This is a genomic window from Klebsiella sp. JB_Kp004, assembly GCF_040065795.1.
In the GTDB taxonomy this organism is placed as follows: domain Bacteria; phylum Pseudomonadota; class Gammaproteobacteria; order Enterobacterales; family Enterobacteriaceae; genus Klebsiella; species Klebsiella quasipneumoniae.
Map to the genome: position 1 here is coordinate 127,233 of NZ_JBEAKW010000005.1, position 16,875 is coordinate 144,107.

At 51.2% G+C, this 16,875-nt stretch carries 16 protein-coding genes and 3 pseudogenes; 13 read left to right on the plus strand and 6 right to left on the minus strand.

The window, feature by feature from the left end:
- Nucleotides 1-10: 10 nt before the first annotated feature.
- Complete coding sequence (locus ABLX76_RS06705; RefSeq protein ID WP_064794696.1) at nt 11-241, plus strand: hypothetical protein; 231 nt, start codon at nt 11-13, stop codon at nt 239-241.
- 277 nt (nt 242-518) lie between these two features.
- On the opposite strand, the gene ABLX76_RS06710 is transcribed toward ABLX76_RS06705, so the two are convergent.
- On the minus strand, nt 519-1,355 hold the full coding sequence (locus tag ABLX76_RS06710; RefSeq protein ID WP_348874267.1) for a DUF6236 family protein: 837 nt from the start codon (nt 1,353-1,355) through the stop codon (nt 519-521).
- 295 nt (nt 1,356-1,650) lie between these two features.
- Here ABLX76_RS06710 and ABLX76_RS06715 point away from each other — a divergent pair.
- From ABLX76_RS06715 to ABLX76_RS06735, 5 genes and pseudogenes are all read left to right on the plus strand, one after another.
- Nucleotides 1,651-1,817, plus strand: a pseudogene (locus ABLX76_RS06715) (helix-turn-helix domain-containing protein); the annotation flags it as partial.
- 77 nt (nt 1,818-1,894) lie between these two features.
- On the plus strand, nt 1,895-2,317 hold the full coding sequence (locus ABLX76_RS06720) for a hypothetical protein (RefSeq protein ID WP_001333465.1): 423 nt from the start codon (nt 1,895-1,897) through the stop codon (nt 2,315-2,317).
- Nucleotides 2,318-2,977: 660 nt separating this feature from the next.
- The gene (locus ABLX76_RS06725; RefSeq protein ID WP_048254501.1) at nt 2,978-3,397 is read left to right on the plus strand and encodes a translesion error-prone DNA polymerase V autoproteolytic subunit; all 420 of its coding nucleotides are present in this window, start codon (nt 2,978-2,980) and stop codon (nt 3,395-3,397) included.
- A 1-nt stretch (nt 3,398) separates the two neighbouring features.
- Nucleotides 3,399-4,664 carry a Y-family DNA polymerase gene (locus ABLX76_RS06730; RefSeq protein ID WP_064794692.1) on the plus strand — a complete coding sequence of 422 codons (1,266 nt, stop codon included), beginning with the start codon at nt 3,399-3,401 and terminating at the stop codon, nt 4,662-4,664.
- A 42-nt stretch (nt 4,665-4,706) separates the two neighbouring features.
- Nucleotides 4,707-5,639: a DUF2971 domain-containing protein gene (locus ABLX76_RS06735; RefSeq protein ID WP_064794691.1), complete on the plus strand. Its 933-nt coding sequence runs from the start codon at nt 4,707-4,709 to the stop codon at nt 5,637-5,639.
- A gap of 11 nt (nt 5,640-5,650) precedes the next feature.
- On the opposite strand, the pseudogene ABLX76_RS06740 reads toward ABLX76_RS06735, so the two are convergent.
- The 3 genes and pseudogenes from ABLX76_RS06740 to ABLX76_RS06750 all read right to left on the minus strand — a co-directional run.
- A pseudogene (locus ABLX76_RS06740) lies at nt 5,651-5,829 on the minus strand (SOS response-associated peptidase); the annotation flags it as partial.
- Nucleotides 5,830-5,920: 91 nt separating this feature from the next.
- Nucleotides 5,921-7,093 carry a diguanylate phosphodiesterase gene (locus tag ABLX76_RS06745; protein WP_064794690.1) on the minus strand — a complete coding sequence of 391 codons (1,173 nt, stop codon included), beginning with the start codon at nt 7,091-7,093 and terminating at the stop codon, nt 5,921-5,923.
- A gap of 311 nt (nt 7,094-7,404) precedes the next feature.
- Nucleotides 7,405-7,624: pseudogene (locus tag ABLX76_RS06750) on the minus strand (SOS response-associated peptidase family protein); the annotation flags it as partial.
- A gap of 516 nt (nt 7,625-8,140) precedes the next feature.
- Here ABLX76_RS06750 and sufA point away from each other — a divergent pair.
- The 7 genes from sufA to ABLX76_RS06785 all read left to right on the plus strand — a co-directional run bounded on the left by sufA (nt 8,141) and on the right by ABLX76_RS06785 (nt 14,751).
- A complete protein-coding gene (sufA, locus tag ABLX76_RS06755) occupies nt 8,141-8,518 on the plus strand; it encodes a Fe-S cluster assembly scaffold SufA (protein WP_004143232.1) in 378 nt (125 codons plus the stop codon).
- A 2-nt stretch (nt 8,519-8,520) separates the two neighbouring features.
- Entirely contained in the window at nt 8,521-10,008 is a 1,488-nt protein-coding gene (gene sufB, locus ABLX76_RS06760; RefSeq protein WP_023290077.1) for a Fe-S cluster assembly protein SufB, read from the plus strand.
- Between the two features lie 16 nt (nt 10,009-10,024).
- Nucleotides 10,025-10,771, plus strand: a complete 747-nt coding sequence (gene sufC / locus ABLX76_RS06765) for a Fe-S cluster assembly ATPase SufC (protein ID WP_032453238.1) — start codon at nt 10,025-10,027, stop codon at nt 10,769-10,771.
- Nucleotides 10,746-12,020 carry a Fe-S cluster assembly protein SufD gene (gene sufD, locus ABLX76_RS06770; protein ID WP_087849322.1) on the plus strand — a complete coding sequence of 425 codons (1,275 nt, stop codon included), beginning with the start codon at nt 10,746-10,748 and terminating at the stop codon, nt 12,018-12,020. The genes sufC and sufD overlap by 26 nt, the downstream gene beginning before the upstream one ends.
- Nucleotides 12,017-13,237 carry a cysteine desulfurase SufS gene (gene sufS / locus ABLX76_RS06775; protein ID WP_065881332.1) on the plus strand — a complete coding sequence of 407 codons (1,221 nt, stop codon included), beginning with the start codon at nt 12,017-12,019 and terminating at the stop codon, nt 13,235-13,237. Before sufD ends, sufS begins: the two co-directional genes overlap by 4 nt.
- 11 nt (nt 13,238-13,248) lie before the next feature.
- Entirely contained in the window at nt 13,249-13,665 is a 417-nt protein-coding gene (gene sufE, locus ABLX76_RS06780) for a cysteine desulfuration protein SufE (RefSeq protein ID WP_023290073.1), read from the plus strand.
- 99 nt (nt 13,666-13,764) lie between these two features.
- Nucleotides 13,765-14,751, plus strand: coding sequence for a L,D-transpeptidase family protein (locus ABLX76_RS06785; RefSeq protein WP_348874271.1), 987 nt, complete (start codon nt 13,765-13,767; stop codon nt 14,749-14,751).
- A gap of 61 nt (nt 14,752-14,812) precedes the next feature.
- Here the strand turns inward: ABLX76_RS06785 and ABLX76_RS06790 are convergent, their stop codons facing one another.
- Both ABLX76_RS06790 and pykF read right to left on the minus strand, forming a co-directional pair.
- Nucleotides 14,813-15,049: a major outer membrane lipoprotein gene (locus ABLX76_RS06790; RefSeq protein ID WP_002908860.1), complete on the minus strand. Its 237-nt coding sequence runs from the start codon at nt 15,047-15,049 to the stop codon at nt 14,813-14,815.
- A 313-nt stretch (nt 15,050-15,362) separates the two neighbouring features.
- On the minus strand, nt 15,363-16,775 hold the full coding sequence (gene pykF, locus ABLX76_RS06795) for a pyruvate kinase PykF (protein ID WP_348874273.1): 1,413 nt from the start codon (nt 16,773-16,775) through the stop codon (nt 15,363-15,365).
- Between the last annotated feature and the right edge of the window lie 100 nt (nt 16,776-16,875).

Consider the following 16,875-nt stretch of genomic DNA (forward strand, 5'->3'; position numbering starts at 1 on the left):
GAAATAAAATATGTATTACGTTTATCTGGTCAGGGATGGGCTTTATGAAGTCACCACCGCAAAGCGTGATGATGAAGAATACGTGTCATTCAGCACCGATAACACCGCTCATATCGTCGAAACGGCCGACTGGTATATTACACAGAAAAGAGACCAGGAAACCCCATCAACAACCGATAGTGCAGGCGGCGATGATTTCATCGACACGACACTGAAGCATTACACGGTTGTCGTTTTATAGGAAAACCACCATCACTAAATTATTTGGCGTTCAGTGATGGTGGGGCAATTACTCTAAGAATAATCAAGGTTCAAATATTTATACCAAAACAAAGGGGCAGCATGACGATTTCCTGGTGCGGGAGGAGGTTTTGTTTCATATTCATACTGGTAGTTATGGGGGCGGTTATTAACCTTCATTTTTCTGATTCAGTCTTGCCATATGTTGCATTGTCTTTTTTTTCAGCTTTAAAATTTAAACGATAAATAAAAGACCCAGCAAAATGCCGGGCTGAAGATCATTTGAAGTGTTTTCTTACCTCTGCAGTATAGCTAAAAGGATTGGTATTGTAAGACCCTTTTATTTTTACTGACCCTTCCCAACTGATGACTGACGCTGCTCCACCAACCAACGCTGCCAGAGCAGCTCCTGTTTGTGGAAAAAACCAACTGGCACCTGCATACACGGAAGCACTTATTGCAAGAATATTCTTCATATTAAAGTTTAGTTTTATGTCTGATGATGTTAAAGAGAATTTTTTCTCATTATACAGGCGGTGTAACTCTAAGCATGCAATGTCAATTTCATTCAAGACCTTTTTAAGCTCCATAGCTTGATTTTCTGCTTCTGATACTCTTAATTCCATGGAGTTTAAAGTTGTTGTAAGGTGTTTTAATTGTTCTTTCCTTGATTGTCTAAATTCAAGAACTTCATCTAAAGGAGTATTAACATCAATAAATGGCATGACATTGACCAAGTGGAACAGTGTACCACCAGTATTTTGAGCAACCCCATCGTTTACCAGGACTCTTGGAGATAACCCGTCTGGGATGTAGTTTATGCCTTTATCATCTAAAAGATTAAGTATTTTTGACTTGGTTGCCTCTGCAACCATCATTGACCCCCCCCCCCGACCAACTACATCTACAGTTATTTCTTCGAAGACTCCTTCACCCTTCAATTTTTCAATGTCTTGGTTAATAGGGAATCCGAATATCCCCGGCTTTAGATTAACAATTGAATCCCAATACAATATTTTATTAACTAAATTATCTATACCATTACCAATGTTCAATGCTATTGTTTCTGGTGCTCCGAAAGAAATGTTTTGCTGGATGAGTAGTTTATTCTGCATAATTAACCCCTACATGTATTTTATTTTTTTAATCTGACGTCTACGATATCCTGAAATCAGATGTACGCGATAGTAACAAAATCCCACTCGAACACATGAATGAAAATGTTGCTCCATGATTACTAGTCCTGTTCATAGGATAGGTGAAAGTAAAACATACATCAGAAACGGCATAGTGTGTATAAATTCAGATGACGAAAATTTAACCTTTCCAAGAAAGAGGAAGATGTGAACGTACCAGTTTGACAGTCATGGGTTGACGATGAGTAGATTACAGAGCAACCAGGTTCCTACAGCCGCGGCCAAGGAGCAGGGGATAGTCGGCGGTCGTCGCAGAGTGATGACCCCGGAGATTGTCGAACGGGCGCGACGAATGCTTGCGAACGGCGCCACCCGGCAGCAGGTGGCTGATGTACAGGCGTGGACGTGAAAACAATCTACAAGTACCTCCCGGCGACTTGAAGACAAAGATTTCACTACTTTTCCTGATATGTTACGTTTGGCTTAATCAATTCATTCTGCTTTGAAAACAGTTTGGTTTGTTCGTGAACGGTAAGAAAACAATAAGTTTTGAGCAATTTTTAACTATTAACAGCAATCTTGTTTCCATCTCAGATACATGGGCTGACTTGTGGGCGTTAATTTTTCACACGGGTTTAAGCGCTGGAAGGCTGCTGAGTATTCGATATGATGATATTGATGGTGACTTGATACTGATACGAAAACAGGGTCACCTGAAGGAGCTACGTGTTAAATCAACCCCTCCAGTAGAGGCGATGATTGCTCGTAGAAGAGAACGCTATCCAGAAGATGTTTATTTATTTCAGAGTCATTCTAACCGTGTGAAGTACCATCGCCGGCCGGTCACTATAATTGCTTTCAACGCCGCTTTACGTCGCGCCGCTAGATCATTACCAGACGTTAACGTAAGCAGTAGTAGCGCGAGAAACATACCGGACTAAGCGCCTGTCCAGTAGCGTGTGGCCGATGTGACAGGCGTGGGAGTGAAGACGATTTACAAATATTTGCCAGTACAATACGGCGATAAAAAATCCCCTTGAGCAGGCACACTCAAGGGGAAAATACTACATAACATCATTGCTGTGTGCGTCTTCGCACACGCCTATCTTCTAAGAAGGCGCCCAAAGCTTCCAGATATTTCTGGTCTGAATTGTTACATCATGGAGGGGGTGCCGATGTGATAGGTTAAGAGCGAAGACGGTCTGTAAGTACCTTCCGAAGTCGAGGAACAAGGATCATGAATTTGGGTCTATACCATCCCAATTCATACATTCTTTGTAAACCTATGAAATATTGAGCAGAGTATTCTGTGCGAAATGAACCATATGGAATAGCCAAAGGCTAAAATGCCCAGCGTAAAAACAACAATCAGCAAGTCCGTCTGTGACATCTTATATCCATTTCGCAGTAGCAGGTTTCGAGAAAAGATAGTTCAAAGCGGGCACAAAGACAACATAATCACTAAGTGAAACCAATATCAGGGGCTCAAAGGTGACTGGTTTTCCCCTCTGTGTTCCTGATTGATAGTTGAAACCTCTATTGATCAGATTAGCGAATAAAACTACTGTATATAAATACAGTATTTTGTGAGCGAGTTTATTATGCAGTTCTACACGCCCGTTGAGTTACGCCAGATCATGCTGCTCCCGTTGTACAGTGACCTTGTGCAGTGCGGCTTTCCTAGTCCAGCGCAGGATTATGTTGAGCAGCGTATCGACCTGAACGAGCTGCTGGTTAACCACCCCAGCGCGACGTATTTTGTCAAAGCTGCTGGTGATAGCATGAAAGATGCGGGCATTGGTGAGGGGGATCTTCTGGTCGTGGATAGTTCAAGGACCGCAGTCCATGGTGATATTGTCATTGCCGCTGTAGATGGGGAATTCACGGTTAAGAAGCTGCAGTTGCATCCGCGGGTTCAGCTTAACCCAATGAATAGCGCGTATTCCCCAATAGTCGTCGGTAGTGAGGATACTCTCGATGTGTTCGGCGTCGTAACTTACATCATTAAATCAGCTGGCTAAGATGTTTGCGCTTTGTGATGTGAATTCATTTTATGCATCGTGCGAGACCGTATTTCGTCCTGACCTCAAAGGGCGTCCGGTGGTCGTCCTGTCAAACAACGACGGCTGTGTGATCGCTCGCTCGCCAGAGGCCAAGCCCTTCGTCAAAATGGGTGAGCCTTATTTCAAGCAAAAGGACATGTTTCGCCGGCACGGTATTATCGCGTTTAGCAGCAACTATGAGCTTTATGCCGATATGTCCAACCGAGTGATGACAACGCTGGAGGAACTCTCTCCACGCTGCGAAATTTACAGTATTGATGAGGCATTTTGCGATCTGACTGGTGTTCATAACTGTCGCGACCTTACCGACTTTGGCAGGGAAATTCGCGAGACGGTTCTGCGCAGGACGCACCTCAAGGTCGGTGTCGGCATAGCCCAGACTAAAACCCTGGCAAAGTTGGCCAATCACGCGGCGAAACAGTGGCAGCGGCAGACCGGAGGAGTGGTGGATCTGTCTAATCTGGAAAGACAGAGGAAGTTGATGGCTTTGCTTCCGGTGGATGAGGTCTGGGGCGTCGGGCGTCGCATCAGTAAAAAACTGGAGGCCATGGGGATTAAAACTGTGCTGCAGCTGGCGGATACCGATATCCGTTTTATCCGAAAACATTTTAATGTTGTGTTGGAAAGAACCGTGCGGGAATTGCGCGGGGAGCCTTGCCTTGGTCTGGAGGAGTTCGCGCCGGTAAAGCAGGAGATTGTCTGTAGTCGCAGCTTTGGGCAGCGGATTTCCTCCTACGAAGAGATGCGCCAGGCGATATGCTTATACGCATCCCGTGCCGCGGAGAAACTCCGTGGCGAGCATCAGTATTGTCGGTTCATCTCAGCGTTCGTTAAAACCAGCCCCTTTGCGTTGAATGAACCGTACTACGGGAACAGCGCATCAGTAAAGCTGCTAACTACAACCCAAGACAGCAGGGACATCATCACCGCGGCGACGAAATGCCTCGATGCAATCTGGCGAGACGGGCATCGCTATCAGAAAGCAGGCGTTATGCTTGGGGATTTCTACAGCCAGGGCGTCGCGCAACTCAACCTCTTCGATGATAACGCACCACGGAAGAACAGTGAAAAGCTAATGGAAGTTCTCGATCATCTCAATGCGAAGGATGGAAGGGGTACGCTGTATTTTGCAGGTCAGGGTATCCAGACAGCCTGGCAGATGAAGCGTGAAATGCTTTCTCCTAGATATACAACTCGATTTTCAGACCTTCTATGTGTAAGATAAATATTTTATGTTTATTTAAACTTCGTCTGAAAAGGATTCAATATGTCATTGAAGCCAAAAAATTTATATAAATACCTTACATTTAATGAAAATACATTAAAACTATTGTGTACGTTACAAGTATATTATTCTGATCCTGCCTTTTTTAATGACCCATTGGATTGCCAACCTATAGTACGTAATGATTTAACTTTGCACGAACTCAAAGAGATTTTCATACAGATAATGCTAAAGAAATCTGAAAAACAGTTCTCGCAGAGTTTGAAAAACTTAAGGTTTTCAGGTGAAAAAACAAATGAGAGAGCGTTTAAACTTGCAGAGAGTGAGGTTAAAGGGATTATTAACTCTTTAGAATATCAATCTACTGATCCAATGATTAAAAATCAGAATGGTTATCTTGAGTTAAATTACGTATCGGCCATTCAGAAAGAAATAGTAAATTCCTTTAAAACCGGAGTGCTGTGCCTGAGTTCAAAATTTGACAGTCCTTTAATGTGGTCACATTACGCTTCCCAACATCGTGGAATATGCATTGAGTATGATATGACGGATGTCAAAGATGATAAGGTCCATAAAGTGGTTTACGGAGGTTCAAGATTGATAGTTACAAGTGAAATAAATGAATGGTTATATAACCCTTCAAATTCTAGCAGATTAAAGCAGGTATGCTTGTTAACAAAGTCTGAAGAATGGCGCTATGAGTCAGAGTGGAGGATTTTTAGTCGAGTTGGATTAGGCGATTCAATACCTCCAGTAAAATCGATAATATTTGGTTTGAAATGTGATGATGTAACCATTTATACAGTTATGAAAGCGATGATGACCGAAGGCCGAGATTTAAAATTTTGGAAAATTGTTAACCGCGGTGATAAGTTTTCCCTCAAAAGAGAAAGGATTTACCCTGACGACTATTATGCAACTTTGCCTTGTATAATTTCATCAAGTCAAATAGATTCTATGCTTGATGATGAATAAAAAATGGGTTTTTAATAGGGTTTAATTAAATCGGAACTTTGATTTTTTACATTACTGACGGCGCGTGAGACAGGATGCCATGTAAAATGGTCTGCTGAAACCGAACCGTCAGCGGCAATTTCCCCCGCCTCCTTCCCTGCGATATCCCGCCTCATCCATTCGCGCGCGGCTACGGTTCCATGGCTAGCGGGCATAGGTGGTCAAAGTCAATCAGGCGTCTATTGGTCTCAAATTCAACGTCTGTAAAACGCCTTAAAATTCATCACCGCTTTCTGCTGTTACTAGATCTCCACAGGATCCGGCCAGCTTACAAATGGTAAGCCGTCATCTGAGTAGCCAGAAAAAAGGGGGCCCTGGAAGTAAGCGATACCTGCTGACTCCAACCACATCCATTCTTCAGCTTTTTCGATTCCTGTAGCGCATATTCTTATCTCGAGAGTATCACAGCAATTTATTATGCTTTGAACTACGGCTTGTTTCGCGCCATCCCTGTGAATGTTTCTTATGAGCTCACTATGAATTTTGATTTTTTCAGGCTGGAATTTTGTTAGAAGGAGTAATCCTGCATGTCCAGACCCAAAGTCATTGATAGCAACGCTTATTCCAGCACTTTTAAGTGTTCGTAGCGCATGTAAAAATTCATCAATATTGGCGAACAGATCTTTTTCTAAAAATTCGATGATGATTTGTTCAGGGATAAGACCACTTTGCTCAATATACTTAAGCAGCGTACAAGGGGCATCACTAATCTTGATTACAGTCAGTGGTAATAGGCTAATTGAAACCCTTTGTCCAGAGTGAAGGAAACTACCAGCTTCAAGAAGAGCAACACGTTTTGATTCCAGATCATGCTGTAACAAGCCCATTCCATACAAACCAGTCGTCACGGGGTTACTGAACTGGAACGAATGGACCTTTCTCGCGAGAGGGTCTACCACTGGATTTATAATGAAGGAGTTAGCAACATAAGGGCTTTCAGTGATTAAAGGTTCCCTGGAAAAAAACCATTCAGTAGCAGACGGTAATTCATAGTATTTTTCTTGTTGTATGGACTCTATGAATGTCCTAAAAAAACGCAATGCTCTATCATTATAAAGAAGTTGATGTTTTGCTGTTCCACGGTTCAGAATTGTTCTTAGGCAATCTTCATGACTGTGTAAATCTATATCAATTAGTTCCATCCCGGCATTACCAAATCGTCGGAAAGGTGCAACGTCATTTAAGAGCTCAACAATATTAAAGTGACGAGTATCACTGCAGATCCTGGTGTAAATTTCGTTAACCTGAGCTTCAGGGCCTTCCAGCAGTTGTAGAAAGTGAATCCCATTAAAAATCAATATTCCAGTAACATCACTTTTGATATTATGGGCATTTGCGAGCTCAATCATTTCCATGATTGAGGTTCTTGAAATGCTACTATGGGCATGACTACGGTAAATGATAGTTGTAAGCATCTCAGTTCTCGCGATGGTGTTTAAACAGAGATTAGCAGACTTATGCTCTAAAATCCGAGGAAATTATCAAAAATATTTAGCCTGCTACTAATGATAAGATGTCTGCAGTTTTCACGTAGGATTTGGTGGCAAGTCATCAGCACGAACTGATTATTTTACATGATAAGCAAATAACTTCTTGACATTTTAAAATGGAAGGAGTGGGGCTAACGTTTAGTTTTACTCACTTACACCATTCATCAGTGCAGCAAGCCATGTTGCCATAAAGGTCTATACATCCGACTTGTCGCGGAGGTTTCAACATGGGCTTATATGAGCACCGGTTTTTCCCTTAACCACTGCACATAGTGCCATGAACGGCGTTGGATGTGGCTCTTCATTACGTACGCTCAGGAGCAATACTTTAGTCCCTGGCGCCACGTTGTACCGGCCGATTGGTTCTGGATCATAGGCGATATCCCGCTCAGCTTCTTCGGCAAGATAAGCCGGGTATTCTTCGCATGTCTGTGATTGGGCAAATCGTCCGCACATGGTTACCTCCAGTCTTCAGACTGAAAGTATAGAGGTTGGAATAGAGTCGGACAGTACAGCAGCTGTTAATGACGGAATCCCATCCCCGGTAGAAGAGAAAGTGGGCGTCAATCAGGCTGTTTTTCGGGGCATAACGGGGGCAACAGAGTTGATGGGGACACTTTTGGGGACATCAGAATGTCCTTTCACGGCCTTGATTGTCCGTGTGTGTAATAGTGTAACCCATTGAATATCCGATAAGTCACTGAAAGGTGGCTTTTTTCATCTCCTATCTCAAAAATCGGTATTTTCGATACATCTTTGCCATTGCGTGCGGTAACAGAACAATATCAGAATAACATATTATAAATCATATGATTAGGTTCCACTTGCGTACCCTGATAATCCCCGGGCAAGGGTCTATGCTTATAAAAAGCGCTAAATGAGGCAATACCCCTGCTGGAGAAGGGTTGAAGTGATAATCATTATCACTAACATGGCGGTATGCCTTGATGGCGCCAACCTGGAGGTCTATCGATGGAAGTACAAGCAGGAACCTTTAATCCCGCCGATTTCAGCTGGCAGGGACTGACCATGACGCCGGCCGCTGCCGCGCATATTCGCGATCTGATGCGTAAGCAGCCGGATAAAAAGGGGCTACGGCTGGGTATCAAAACCAGCGGCTGCGCCGGTTTTGGCTATGTGCTCGAAATGATTGCCGAGCCGGCGCCAGACGATCTGCTCTTTGAATCTGACGGGGCGAAGCTGTTTGCGCCGCTGCAGGCGATGCCGTTCATTGACGGCACGGAGCTGGATTACGTCCGGGAAGGTTTAAATGAAATCTTTAAATTTCATAACCCGAAAGCGCAGCACGAGTGCGGCTGCGGCGAAAGTTTTGGGGTGCAGGCGGAGTAACTATGTCGCGTAATACTGAAGCAACAGACGATGTCAAAACCTGGACCGGCGGCCCGCTCAATTATAAAGAGGGCTTTTTCACTCGCCTGCAGACCGATGAGCTGGCCAAAGGCATTAATGAAGAGGTGGTTCGCGCCATCTCCGCCCGTCGCAATGAGCCGCAGTGGATGCTGGAGTTCCGGCTCAATGCCTACCGGGCGTGGCTGGAGATGGAAGAGCCGCACTGGCTGAAGGCGCATTACGATAAGCTGAATTATCAGGATTACAGCTACTATTCCGCCCCCTCCTGCGGCAACTGCGATGAGACCTGCGCCTCCGAGCCCGGCGCGGTGCAGCAGACCGGGGCCAACACCTTCCTGACCAGCGAGGTGGAAGAAGCCTTTAACCAGCTGGGCGTGCCGGTGCGCGAAGGGCGCGAGGTGGCGGTGGACGCGATTTTCGACTCGGTGTCGGTGGCGACCACCTACCGTGAAAAGCTGGCGGAGCAGGGGATCATCTTCTGCTCTTTCGGCGAGGCGATCCACGACCATCCGGAACTGGTGAAAAAGTATCTGGGGACCGTGGTGCCGGGCAATGACAACTTCTTTGCCGCGCTGAACGCCGCGGTGGCTTCGGATGGCACCTTTATCTATGTGCCGAAGGGCGTCCGCTGTCCGATGGAGCTGTCGACCTATTTCCGCATCAACGCCGAAAAGACCGGCCAGTTTGAACGCACCATTCTGGTGGCCGATGAAGGCAGCTACGTCAGCTACATTGAGGGCTGCTCGGCGCCGGTGCGCGACAGCTATCAGCTGCACGCCGCGGTGGTGGAAGTCATCATTCATAAAGACGCGGAAGTGAAATACTCCACGGTGCAGAACTGGTTCCCGGGGGATAACAACACCGGCGGGATCCTCAACTTTGTCACCAAGCGCGCCCTGTGCGAAGGGGAGAACAGCAAAATGTCATGGACCCAGTCGGAAACCGGCTCGGCCATCACCTGGAAATACCCCAGCTGCATCCTGCGCGGCGATAACTCAATCGGCGAATTCTTTTCGGTGGCGCTGACCAGCGGCCATCAGCAGGCGGACACCGGCACCAAAATGATCCATATCGGCAAGAACACCCGCTCGACCATTATCTCGAAAGGGATCTCCGCCGGACACAGCCAGAACAGCTATCGCGGGCTGGTCAAAATCATGCCGACCGCGACTAACGCCCGCAACTTCACCCAGTGCGATTCGATGCTGATCGGCCCGGACTGCGGGGCGCATACCTTCCCGTATGTGGAATGTCGCAACAACAGCGCCCAGCTGGAGCACGAAGCGACCACCTCGCGGATCGGTGAGGACCAGCTGTTCTACTGCCTGCAGCGCGGGATCAGCGAAGATGATGCCATCTCGATGATCGTCAACGGCTTCTGTAAAGACGTCTTCTCCGAACTGCCGCTGGAGTTCGCCGTCGAAGCGCAAAAATTGCTGGCCATTAGCCTTGAGCATAGCGTCGGCTGATAATTAAGGAAAAAAGATGTTAAGTATTCAAGATTTACACGTCGCCGTCGAAGATAAAGCGATCCTGCGCGGGCTGAACCTTGAGGTGCGTCCGGGGGAGGTCCACGCCATTATGGGGCCGAACGGCTCGGGGAAAAGCACGCTTTCGGCCACCCTGGCCGGGCGCGAAGATTACGAGGTCACCGGCGGCAGCGTCGAATTTAAGGGCAAAAACCTGCTGGAGCTCGCCCCGGAAGATCGCGCCGGGGAAGGCATCTTTATGGCCTTCCAGTATCCGGTGGAGATCCCCGGCGTCAGCAACCAGTTCTTCCTGCAGACCGCGCTGAATGCCGTGCGCAGCTATCGCGGCCAGGAGCCGCTGGATCGCTTCGACTTTCAGGATTTAATGGAAGAGAAAATCAGGTTGCTGCAGATGCCGGAAGATCTGCTGACCCGTTCGGTGAACGTGGGTTTCTCCGGCGGCGAGAAAAAGCGCAACGACATTCTGCAGATGGCGGTGCTTGAGCCGGAGTTGTGCATTCTCGATGAATCGGATTCCGGGCTCGACATCGATGCCCTGAAAATCGTCTCCCAGGGCGTGAACGCGCTGCGCGACGGCAAACGCGCCTTCATCATCGTCACTCACTATCAGCGCATCCTTGACTATATCAAGCCGGACTATGTCCATGTGCTGTATCAGGGGCGGATTGTGAAGTCGGGGGATTTCACTCTCGTCAAACAGCTGGAGGAGCAGGGCTATGGCTGGCTTACCGAACAGCAGTAATGCGCTGCAGCAGTGGCACCATCTGTTTGAAGCGCAGGGCGACCAGCGTACGCCGGAGGCCAGCCAGCATCTGCAGCAGCTGTTGCGCCTGGGTCTGCCGACGCGCAAGCAGGAGGACTGGAAATACACCCCGCTGGACGCGCTGATTAACGGCCGCTTCGTCGCCGATGAGGGAGCGTCGATCAGCGCCGAACAGCGTGACGCGCTGGCGCTGCCGCTGGACGCCTGGCGACTGGTGTTTATCGACGGTCGCTATCATCCTGAGCTGAGCGACGATCTCGCCGCCAGTGGCGTGGAGGTCAGTGTCGATAACCAGCGCCAGCATCTGCCGGATGCCCTCCAGCCGGAGGTGTTTCTCCATCTGACCGAAAGCCTGGCGCAGACGGTGACCCGCCTTCGCGTGCCGCGCAACCGCCGCCTGGATAAGCCGCTGCTGCTGATGCATATCACCCGCGGCCTGGCTGGCGATGCGCTGAATACCGCCCACTATCGTCACCATCTGGCGCTGGAGAGCGGGGCGGAGGCGACGATTGTCGAGCACTATCTTAGCCTTGATGAGCAACCGCACTTCACCGGCGGGCGGCTGACCATGACGGTGGCGGACAACGCGCGCCTGCAGCACATCAAGCTGGCGTTCGAGAACGCGCACAGCTACCACTTCGCCCATAACGACCTGCTGCTGGGCCGCGACGCCTCGGCTTTCAGCAGCAGTTTCCTGCTCGGCGGTCAGGTGCTGCGTCATCACACCAGCACGCGTCTGGGCGGCGAAAACAGCGACCTGCGTCTTAACTCGCTGGCGATGCCGGTGAAAAATGAGGTCTGCGACAGCCGCACCTGGCTGGACCACCAGGTGGGGTACTGCACCAGCCGCCAGCTGCACAAAACCATTGTCAGCGATAAGGGCCGGGCGGTGTTTAACGGGCTGATCAACGTCGCGCCGCATGCGCTGAAAACCGACGGCCAGATGACCAACAACAATCTGCTGCTCGGGCGGCTGGCGGAGGTCGACACCAAACCGCAGCTGGAGATTTACGCCGATGACGTGAAATGCAGCCACGGGGCGACGGTAGGGCGCATTGACGAAGAACAGCTGTTCTATCTGCGCTCGCGCGGGATTGAACAGCAGGCGGCGCAGCAGATGATCCTCTACGCCTTCGCCGCCGAGCTTACCGAAGCTATCCGCAGCGACGCGCTCAGAGAGCAGGTGCTGGCGCGGATTGGAGAGCGTTTGCCGGGAGGCACAGCATGACATTTTCAGTAGAACGGGTTCGCGCCGATTTTCCGGTACTGAGCCGGGAGGTCAACGGCCAGCCGCTGGTCTATCTTGACAGCGCCGCCAGCGCCCAGAAACCGGAGGCGGTGATTGGCGCCGAAGCGGAATTCTATCGCCACGGCTACGCGGCGGTGCATCGTGGGATCCATACCCTCAGCGCGGAAGCCACCGCGCGGATGGAGGCGGTGCGCCAGCAGGCGGCCATCTTCCTTAACGCCGGCTCGGCGGAGGAGCTGGTATTCGTGCGCGGCACCACCGAGGGCATTAACCTGGTGGCCAACAGCTGGGGAAATGCCAACGTCGGCGCCGGGGATAACATCATCATCAGCGAGATGGAGCACCACGCCAACATCGTACCGTGGCAGATGCTCTGCGCCAGGGTAGGGGCTGAGCTGCGGGTGATCCCCCTCAACCCGGACGGCACCCTGCAACTGGACGTGGTTCCCGGGCTGTTTGACCAGCGAACCCGCCTGCTGGCGATAACCGAAGTCTCCAACGTGCTGGGGACGGAAAACCCGCTGTCGGCGCTGATTGCCCTTGCGCATCAGCATGGCGCGAAAGTGCTGGTGGACGGCGCCCAGGCGGTAATGCACCACCCGGTGGACGTTCAGGCGCTGGGCTGCGATTTTTATGTCTTCTCTGCCCATAAACTGTACGGCCCGACCGGGATCGGCGTGCTCTACGCCCGGGCCGAGCTGCTGCAGACAATGGCGCCATGGGAAGGGGGCGGGTCGATGATCGCCACCGTCAGTCTGACGGAGGGCACCACCTGGAACCAGGCGCCCTGGCGCTTTGAGGCCGGCACGCCGAATACCGGGGGGATCATTGGCCTCGGCGCGGCGCTGAGCTACGTCAGCCAGCTGGGACTGACCCAGATCGCCGAATACGAGCAGACGCTGATGCGCTACGCGCTGGAGGCCCTGCGCGCGGTGCCGGATCTGATCCTCTACGGTCCGGCGCAGCGTAAAGGGGTGATTGCCTTTAACCTCGGCCAGCATCACGCCTATGACGTCGGCAGCTTCCTCGATAACTACGGGATCGCCGTGCGGACCGGGCATCACTGCGCCATGCCGCTGATGGCCCGCTATCAGGTACCGGCCATGTGTCGGGCGTCGCTGGCGATGTACAATACCACGGAAGAGGTGGACCGCCTGGTGGCCGGCCTCCAGCGGATCCACAAACTATTAGGGTAAAGGACGTGACGATGGCGGCATTACCGGACAAAGACAAACTGTTGCGCAATTTTAGCCGTTGCGCCAACTGGGAAGAGAAGTATCTCTATATCATTGAGCTGGGCCAGCGGCTGCCGCCGCTGAGCGCCGAGGAGCACAGCCCGCAGAACATTATTCAGGGCTGTCAAAGCCAGGTGTGGATCGTGATGGCGCAGGATCCTTCCGGCGTTGTCACCCTGCGCGGCGACAGCGATGCGGCGATTGTCAAAGGGCTGATTGCGGTGGTGTTTATCCTTTATGACCGGATGACCGCCCAGGACATTACCGAGTTCGACGTCCGCCCGTGGTTTGAAAAAATGGCCCTCACCCAGCATCTTACCCCCTCCCGCTCGCAGGGCCTCGAAGCCATGATCCGCGCGATACGCGCGAAAGCCGCAAATATTAGCTAGAATAAACAGGTAGATTTCATTCTGTTACGTCCGGCAGGGCGCTGCCCCTGCCGCCGTTCAGTCTCCTGGCGTTTTATCAGCGAAAGAAGGAATCTCAGTATGAAACGCAAAACGATGATCGCTTTAGCCCTTCTCGGCGCCCTTGGCGCCTCACCGGCCGCCTGGGCCGTCGATTACCCGCTGCCTCCGGCCAACAGCCGGCTGATTGGCCAGAACCAGTACTGGACGGTTCAGGAGAGCGATCGCAACCTGCAGGCGATTGCCCGCCATTTCGATACCGCGGCGATGCTGATCCTTGAAGCCAACGATACCATCGCGCCGGTGCAGCCGAAGCCCGGGACCCAGGTGCTGATCCCTTCTCAGATGCTGCTGCCCGACGTGCCGCGGGAGGGGATTGTCGTCAACCTCGCGGAGCTGCGGCTGTACTACTTCCCGCCGGGAGAGAATCAGGTCCAGGTTTATCCCCTGGGCATCGGCCAGTTAGGGCTGGAAACGCCGGAGATGACCACCCGCGTCGGGCAGAAGATCCCTAACCCGACCTGGACACCCACCGCCGGCATCCGCGCGCGCTCGCTGGAGAAAGGGGTGACGCTCCCGGCGGTGGTGCCGGCCGGGCCGAATAACCCGCTGGGCCGCTATGCGCTGCGTCTTGCCTACGGTAACGGCGAATATCTCATCCACGGGACTAACGCGCCGGACAGCGTTGGGCTGCGCGTCAGCTCGGGCTGTATGCGGATGAACGCCGATGACATCAAGGCGCTGTTCAGTCAGGTGAAAACCGGGACGCCGGTGCGGATCATCAATCAGCCGGTGAAGTTTGCCGTCGAGCCGGATGGTAAACGTTATGTAGAGGTCCACAGGCCGCTGTCGCAGACGGAAGGGGAAAACACCCGGACCATCGCTTACACGCTACCAGCGGCGTTTCACGCCTTCGCAGAGGATAAAGCGGTGGATGACCTGCAGCTGAAAAAAGCGATGTCGAGAAGGGCGGGCTATCCGGTGGTGGTATCGACGGGGGAGAGTAGCGCGGCGACGTCGCTGTCGGCGCAGAACAGTTCGTCTGACAACGGCCTGCTCACCCAGTAGCCCTCAGCGCGAGGGCAAAAAAAATGGCGCACAGAGTGCGCCATTTTTATTACCAGAACTCTTACTTACGGTAAGAGTGAGCCTGGTTGTCCAGACGCTGGTTAGCGCGAGCTGCGTCGTCTTTAGCAGCCTGAACGTCGGAACGCATTGCGTTCACGTCGTTGCTCAGCTGGTCAACTTTAGCGTTCAGAGTCTGAACGTCAGAAGACAGCTGATCGATTTTAGCATTGCTGGAGCAACCAGCCAGCAGAGTAGAACCCAGGATTACCGCGCCCAGTACCAGTTTAGTACGATTCATTATTAATACCCTCTAGATTGAGTTAATCTCCATGTAGCGTTACAAGTATTACACAAACTTTTTTGGGATGAGAATATTTTTTTTACCTGAACGCACTTATTTTTGATCGTTCGCTCAAAGAAGCATCGAATTGGTCAAAATCGCTGAAAAAGGCGAGTGAAAACAGCGCGCTTCCATCGGATTCATCTTAGATAATCTCTTATTAAATAGTAAATTCCGATTTGCATTTTTAATAGGAAGAGCTAGTCGATGAATAAAAAAAAGCGCCCCGAGAGGCGCTTTATTAAAAAAAAACCAATTAACCTGTAAATTATTACAGCACGTGCACGGAAGCGGTATTAGTGGTGCCGCTCGGGACTAATGCGCCAGAGACCATCACCACCACGTCGCCTTTGCGCGCGAGGCCGCTCTTCAGCGCCAGATCTTTACCCAGGTGATAGAAATCATCCGTAGAGGCAATCTCTTCCACCAGCTGCGGCACAACGCCCTTGCTCAGCACCAGCTGGCGAGCAGTGGTTTCGTTGGTGGTCAGCGCCAGGATGGTGGCATCCGGGAAGTATTTACGCACAGCGCGTGCGGATTTACCGCCCTGGGTGGCGACCACGATCAGCGGCGCTTCCAGTTTCTCAGCGGTTTCTACCGCGCCGCGGCACACCGCTTCGGTGATGCGCAGTTTACGGTTGTCGTTGTTGAAATCCAGACGGCTGGTCATGACGCGGTCGGTACGTTCGCAGATGGTCGCCATGATGGTGACCGCTTCCAGCGGGTATTTACCTTTCGCCGATTCGCCGGACAGCATTACCGCATCGGTGCCGTCGAGGATGGCGTTGGCCACGTCGCCGGCTTCAGCGCGGGTCGGACGTGGGTTTTTGATCATGGAGTCCAGCATCTGGGTCGCGGTGATAACCACTTTGCGCGCGCGGATACATTTTTCGATGATCATTTTCTGCGCGAAGATAACTTCTTCAACCGGGATCTCAACGCCCATGTCGCCACGAGCAACCATGATGCCGTCAGAGGCTTCGAGGATTTCGTCGAAGTTGTTCAGGCCTTCCTGGTTTTCGATTTTGGAGATGATCTGGATGTTTTCGCCGCCGTGGGCTTTCAGGTGCTCACGGATCTCGACGACGTCGGAACGCTTACGGATGAAGGAGGCCGCGACGAAGTCCACGCCCTGTTCGCAACCGAAGATCAGGTCCTGTTTGTCTTTTTCCGCCAGCGCCGGCAGGGCGATAGAGACGCCCGGCAGGTTCACGCCTTTGTTCTCGCCAAGGTCGCCGTTGTTCAGCACTTTACAGATAACTTTGTTGCCTTCGATAGCGGTCACTTCCATGCCGATCAGGCCATCGTCCACCAGAACGGTGTTGCCGGAGCTCAGGTCAGAGGTGAAGCCTTCATAGGTTACCGCAACGATTTCGCTGTTGCCGATGACCGATTTATCGGTGGTGAAGGTGAAAGTCTGGCCCGCTTTCAGGGAGACGTCGTTGCCGCCTTCCAGCTTGATGGTACGAATTTCCGGTCCTTTGGTGTCCAGCAGAATAGCGGCTTTCTTACCGGTTTTGCTCATCACATTGCGCAGGTTCTGGATGCGCTGACCGTGTTCCGCATAGTCACCGTGGGAGAAGTTCAGACGCATCACGTTCATGCCGGCTTCCAGCATTTTGGTCAGCATCTCTTCAGATTCGGTTTTCGGACCGATGGTGCAAACAATTTTGGTCTTTTTCATGACAGTTTTAGTCTTTAAGTTGTGAAGGATATGGAATTCTCGCTCCGCGGGCGCACTGCCGGGGAGCCAAACCTGTATTACGAAAGTTGCTAAGCCACGC

Excerpts from the sequence above, each read along its gene's own strand:
- ABLX76_RS06705 (WP_064794696.1), top strand. The coding sequence starts at position 11 with ATGTATTACGTTTATCTGGTCAGGGATGGGCTTTATGAAGTCACCACC.
- ABLX76_RS06710 (WP_348874267.1), bottom strand. The coding sequence starts at position 1,355 with ATGCAGAATAAACTACTCATCCAGCAAAACATTTCTTTCGGAGCACCA.
- ABLX76_RS06725 (WP_048254501.1), top strand. The coding sequence starts at position 2,978 with ATGCAGTTCTACACGCCCGTTGAGTTACGCCAGATCATGCTGCTCCCG.
- ABLX76_RS06730 (WP_064794692.1), top strand. The coding sequence starts at position 3,399 with ATGTTTGCGCTTTGTGATGTGAATTCATTTTATGCATCGTGCGAGACC.
- ABLX76_RS06735 (WP_064794691.1), top strand. The coding sequence starts at position 4,707 with ATGTCATTGAAGCCAAAAAATTTATATAAATACCTTACATTTAATGAA.
- ABLX76_RS06745 (WP_064794690.1), bottom strand. The coding sequence starts at position 7,093 with ATGCTTACAACTATCATTTACCGTAGTCATGCCCATAGTAGCATTTCA.
- sufA (WP_004143232.1), top strand. The coding sequence starts at position 8,141 with ATGGAAGTACAAGCAGGAACCTTTAATCCCGCCGATTTCAGCTGGCAG.
- sufB (WP_023290077.1), top strand. The coding sequence starts at position 8,521 with ATGTCGCGTAATACTGAAGCAACAGACGATGTCAAAACCTGGACCGGC.
- sufC (WP_032453238.1), top strand. The coding sequence starts at position 10,025 with ATGTTAAGTATTCAAGATTTACACGTCGCCGTCGAAGATAAAGCGATC.
- sufD (WP_087849322.1), top strand. The coding sequence starts at position 10,746 with ATGGCTGGCTTACCGAACAGCAGTAATGCGCTGCAGCAGTGGCACCAT.
- sufS (WP_065881332.1), top strand. The coding sequence starts at position 12,017 with ATGACATTTTCAGTAGAACGGGTTCGCGCCGATTTTCCGGTACTGAGC.
- sufE (WP_023290073.1), top strand. The coding sequence starts at position 13,249 with ATGGCGGCATTACCGGACAAAGACAAACTGTTGCGCAATTTTAGCCGT.
- ABLX76_RS06785 (WP_348874271.1), top strand. The coding sequence starts at position 13,765 with ATGAAACGCAAAACGATGATCGCTTTAGCCCTTCTCGGCGCCCTTGGC.
- ABLX76_RS06790 (WP_002908860.1), bottom strand. The coding sequence starts at position 15,049 with ATGAATCGTACTAAACTGGTACTGGGCGCGGTAATCCTGGGTTCTACT.
- pykF (WP_348874273.1), bottom strand. The coding sequence starts at position 16,775 with ATGAAAAAGACCAAAATTGTTTGCACCATCGGTCCGAAAACCGAATCT.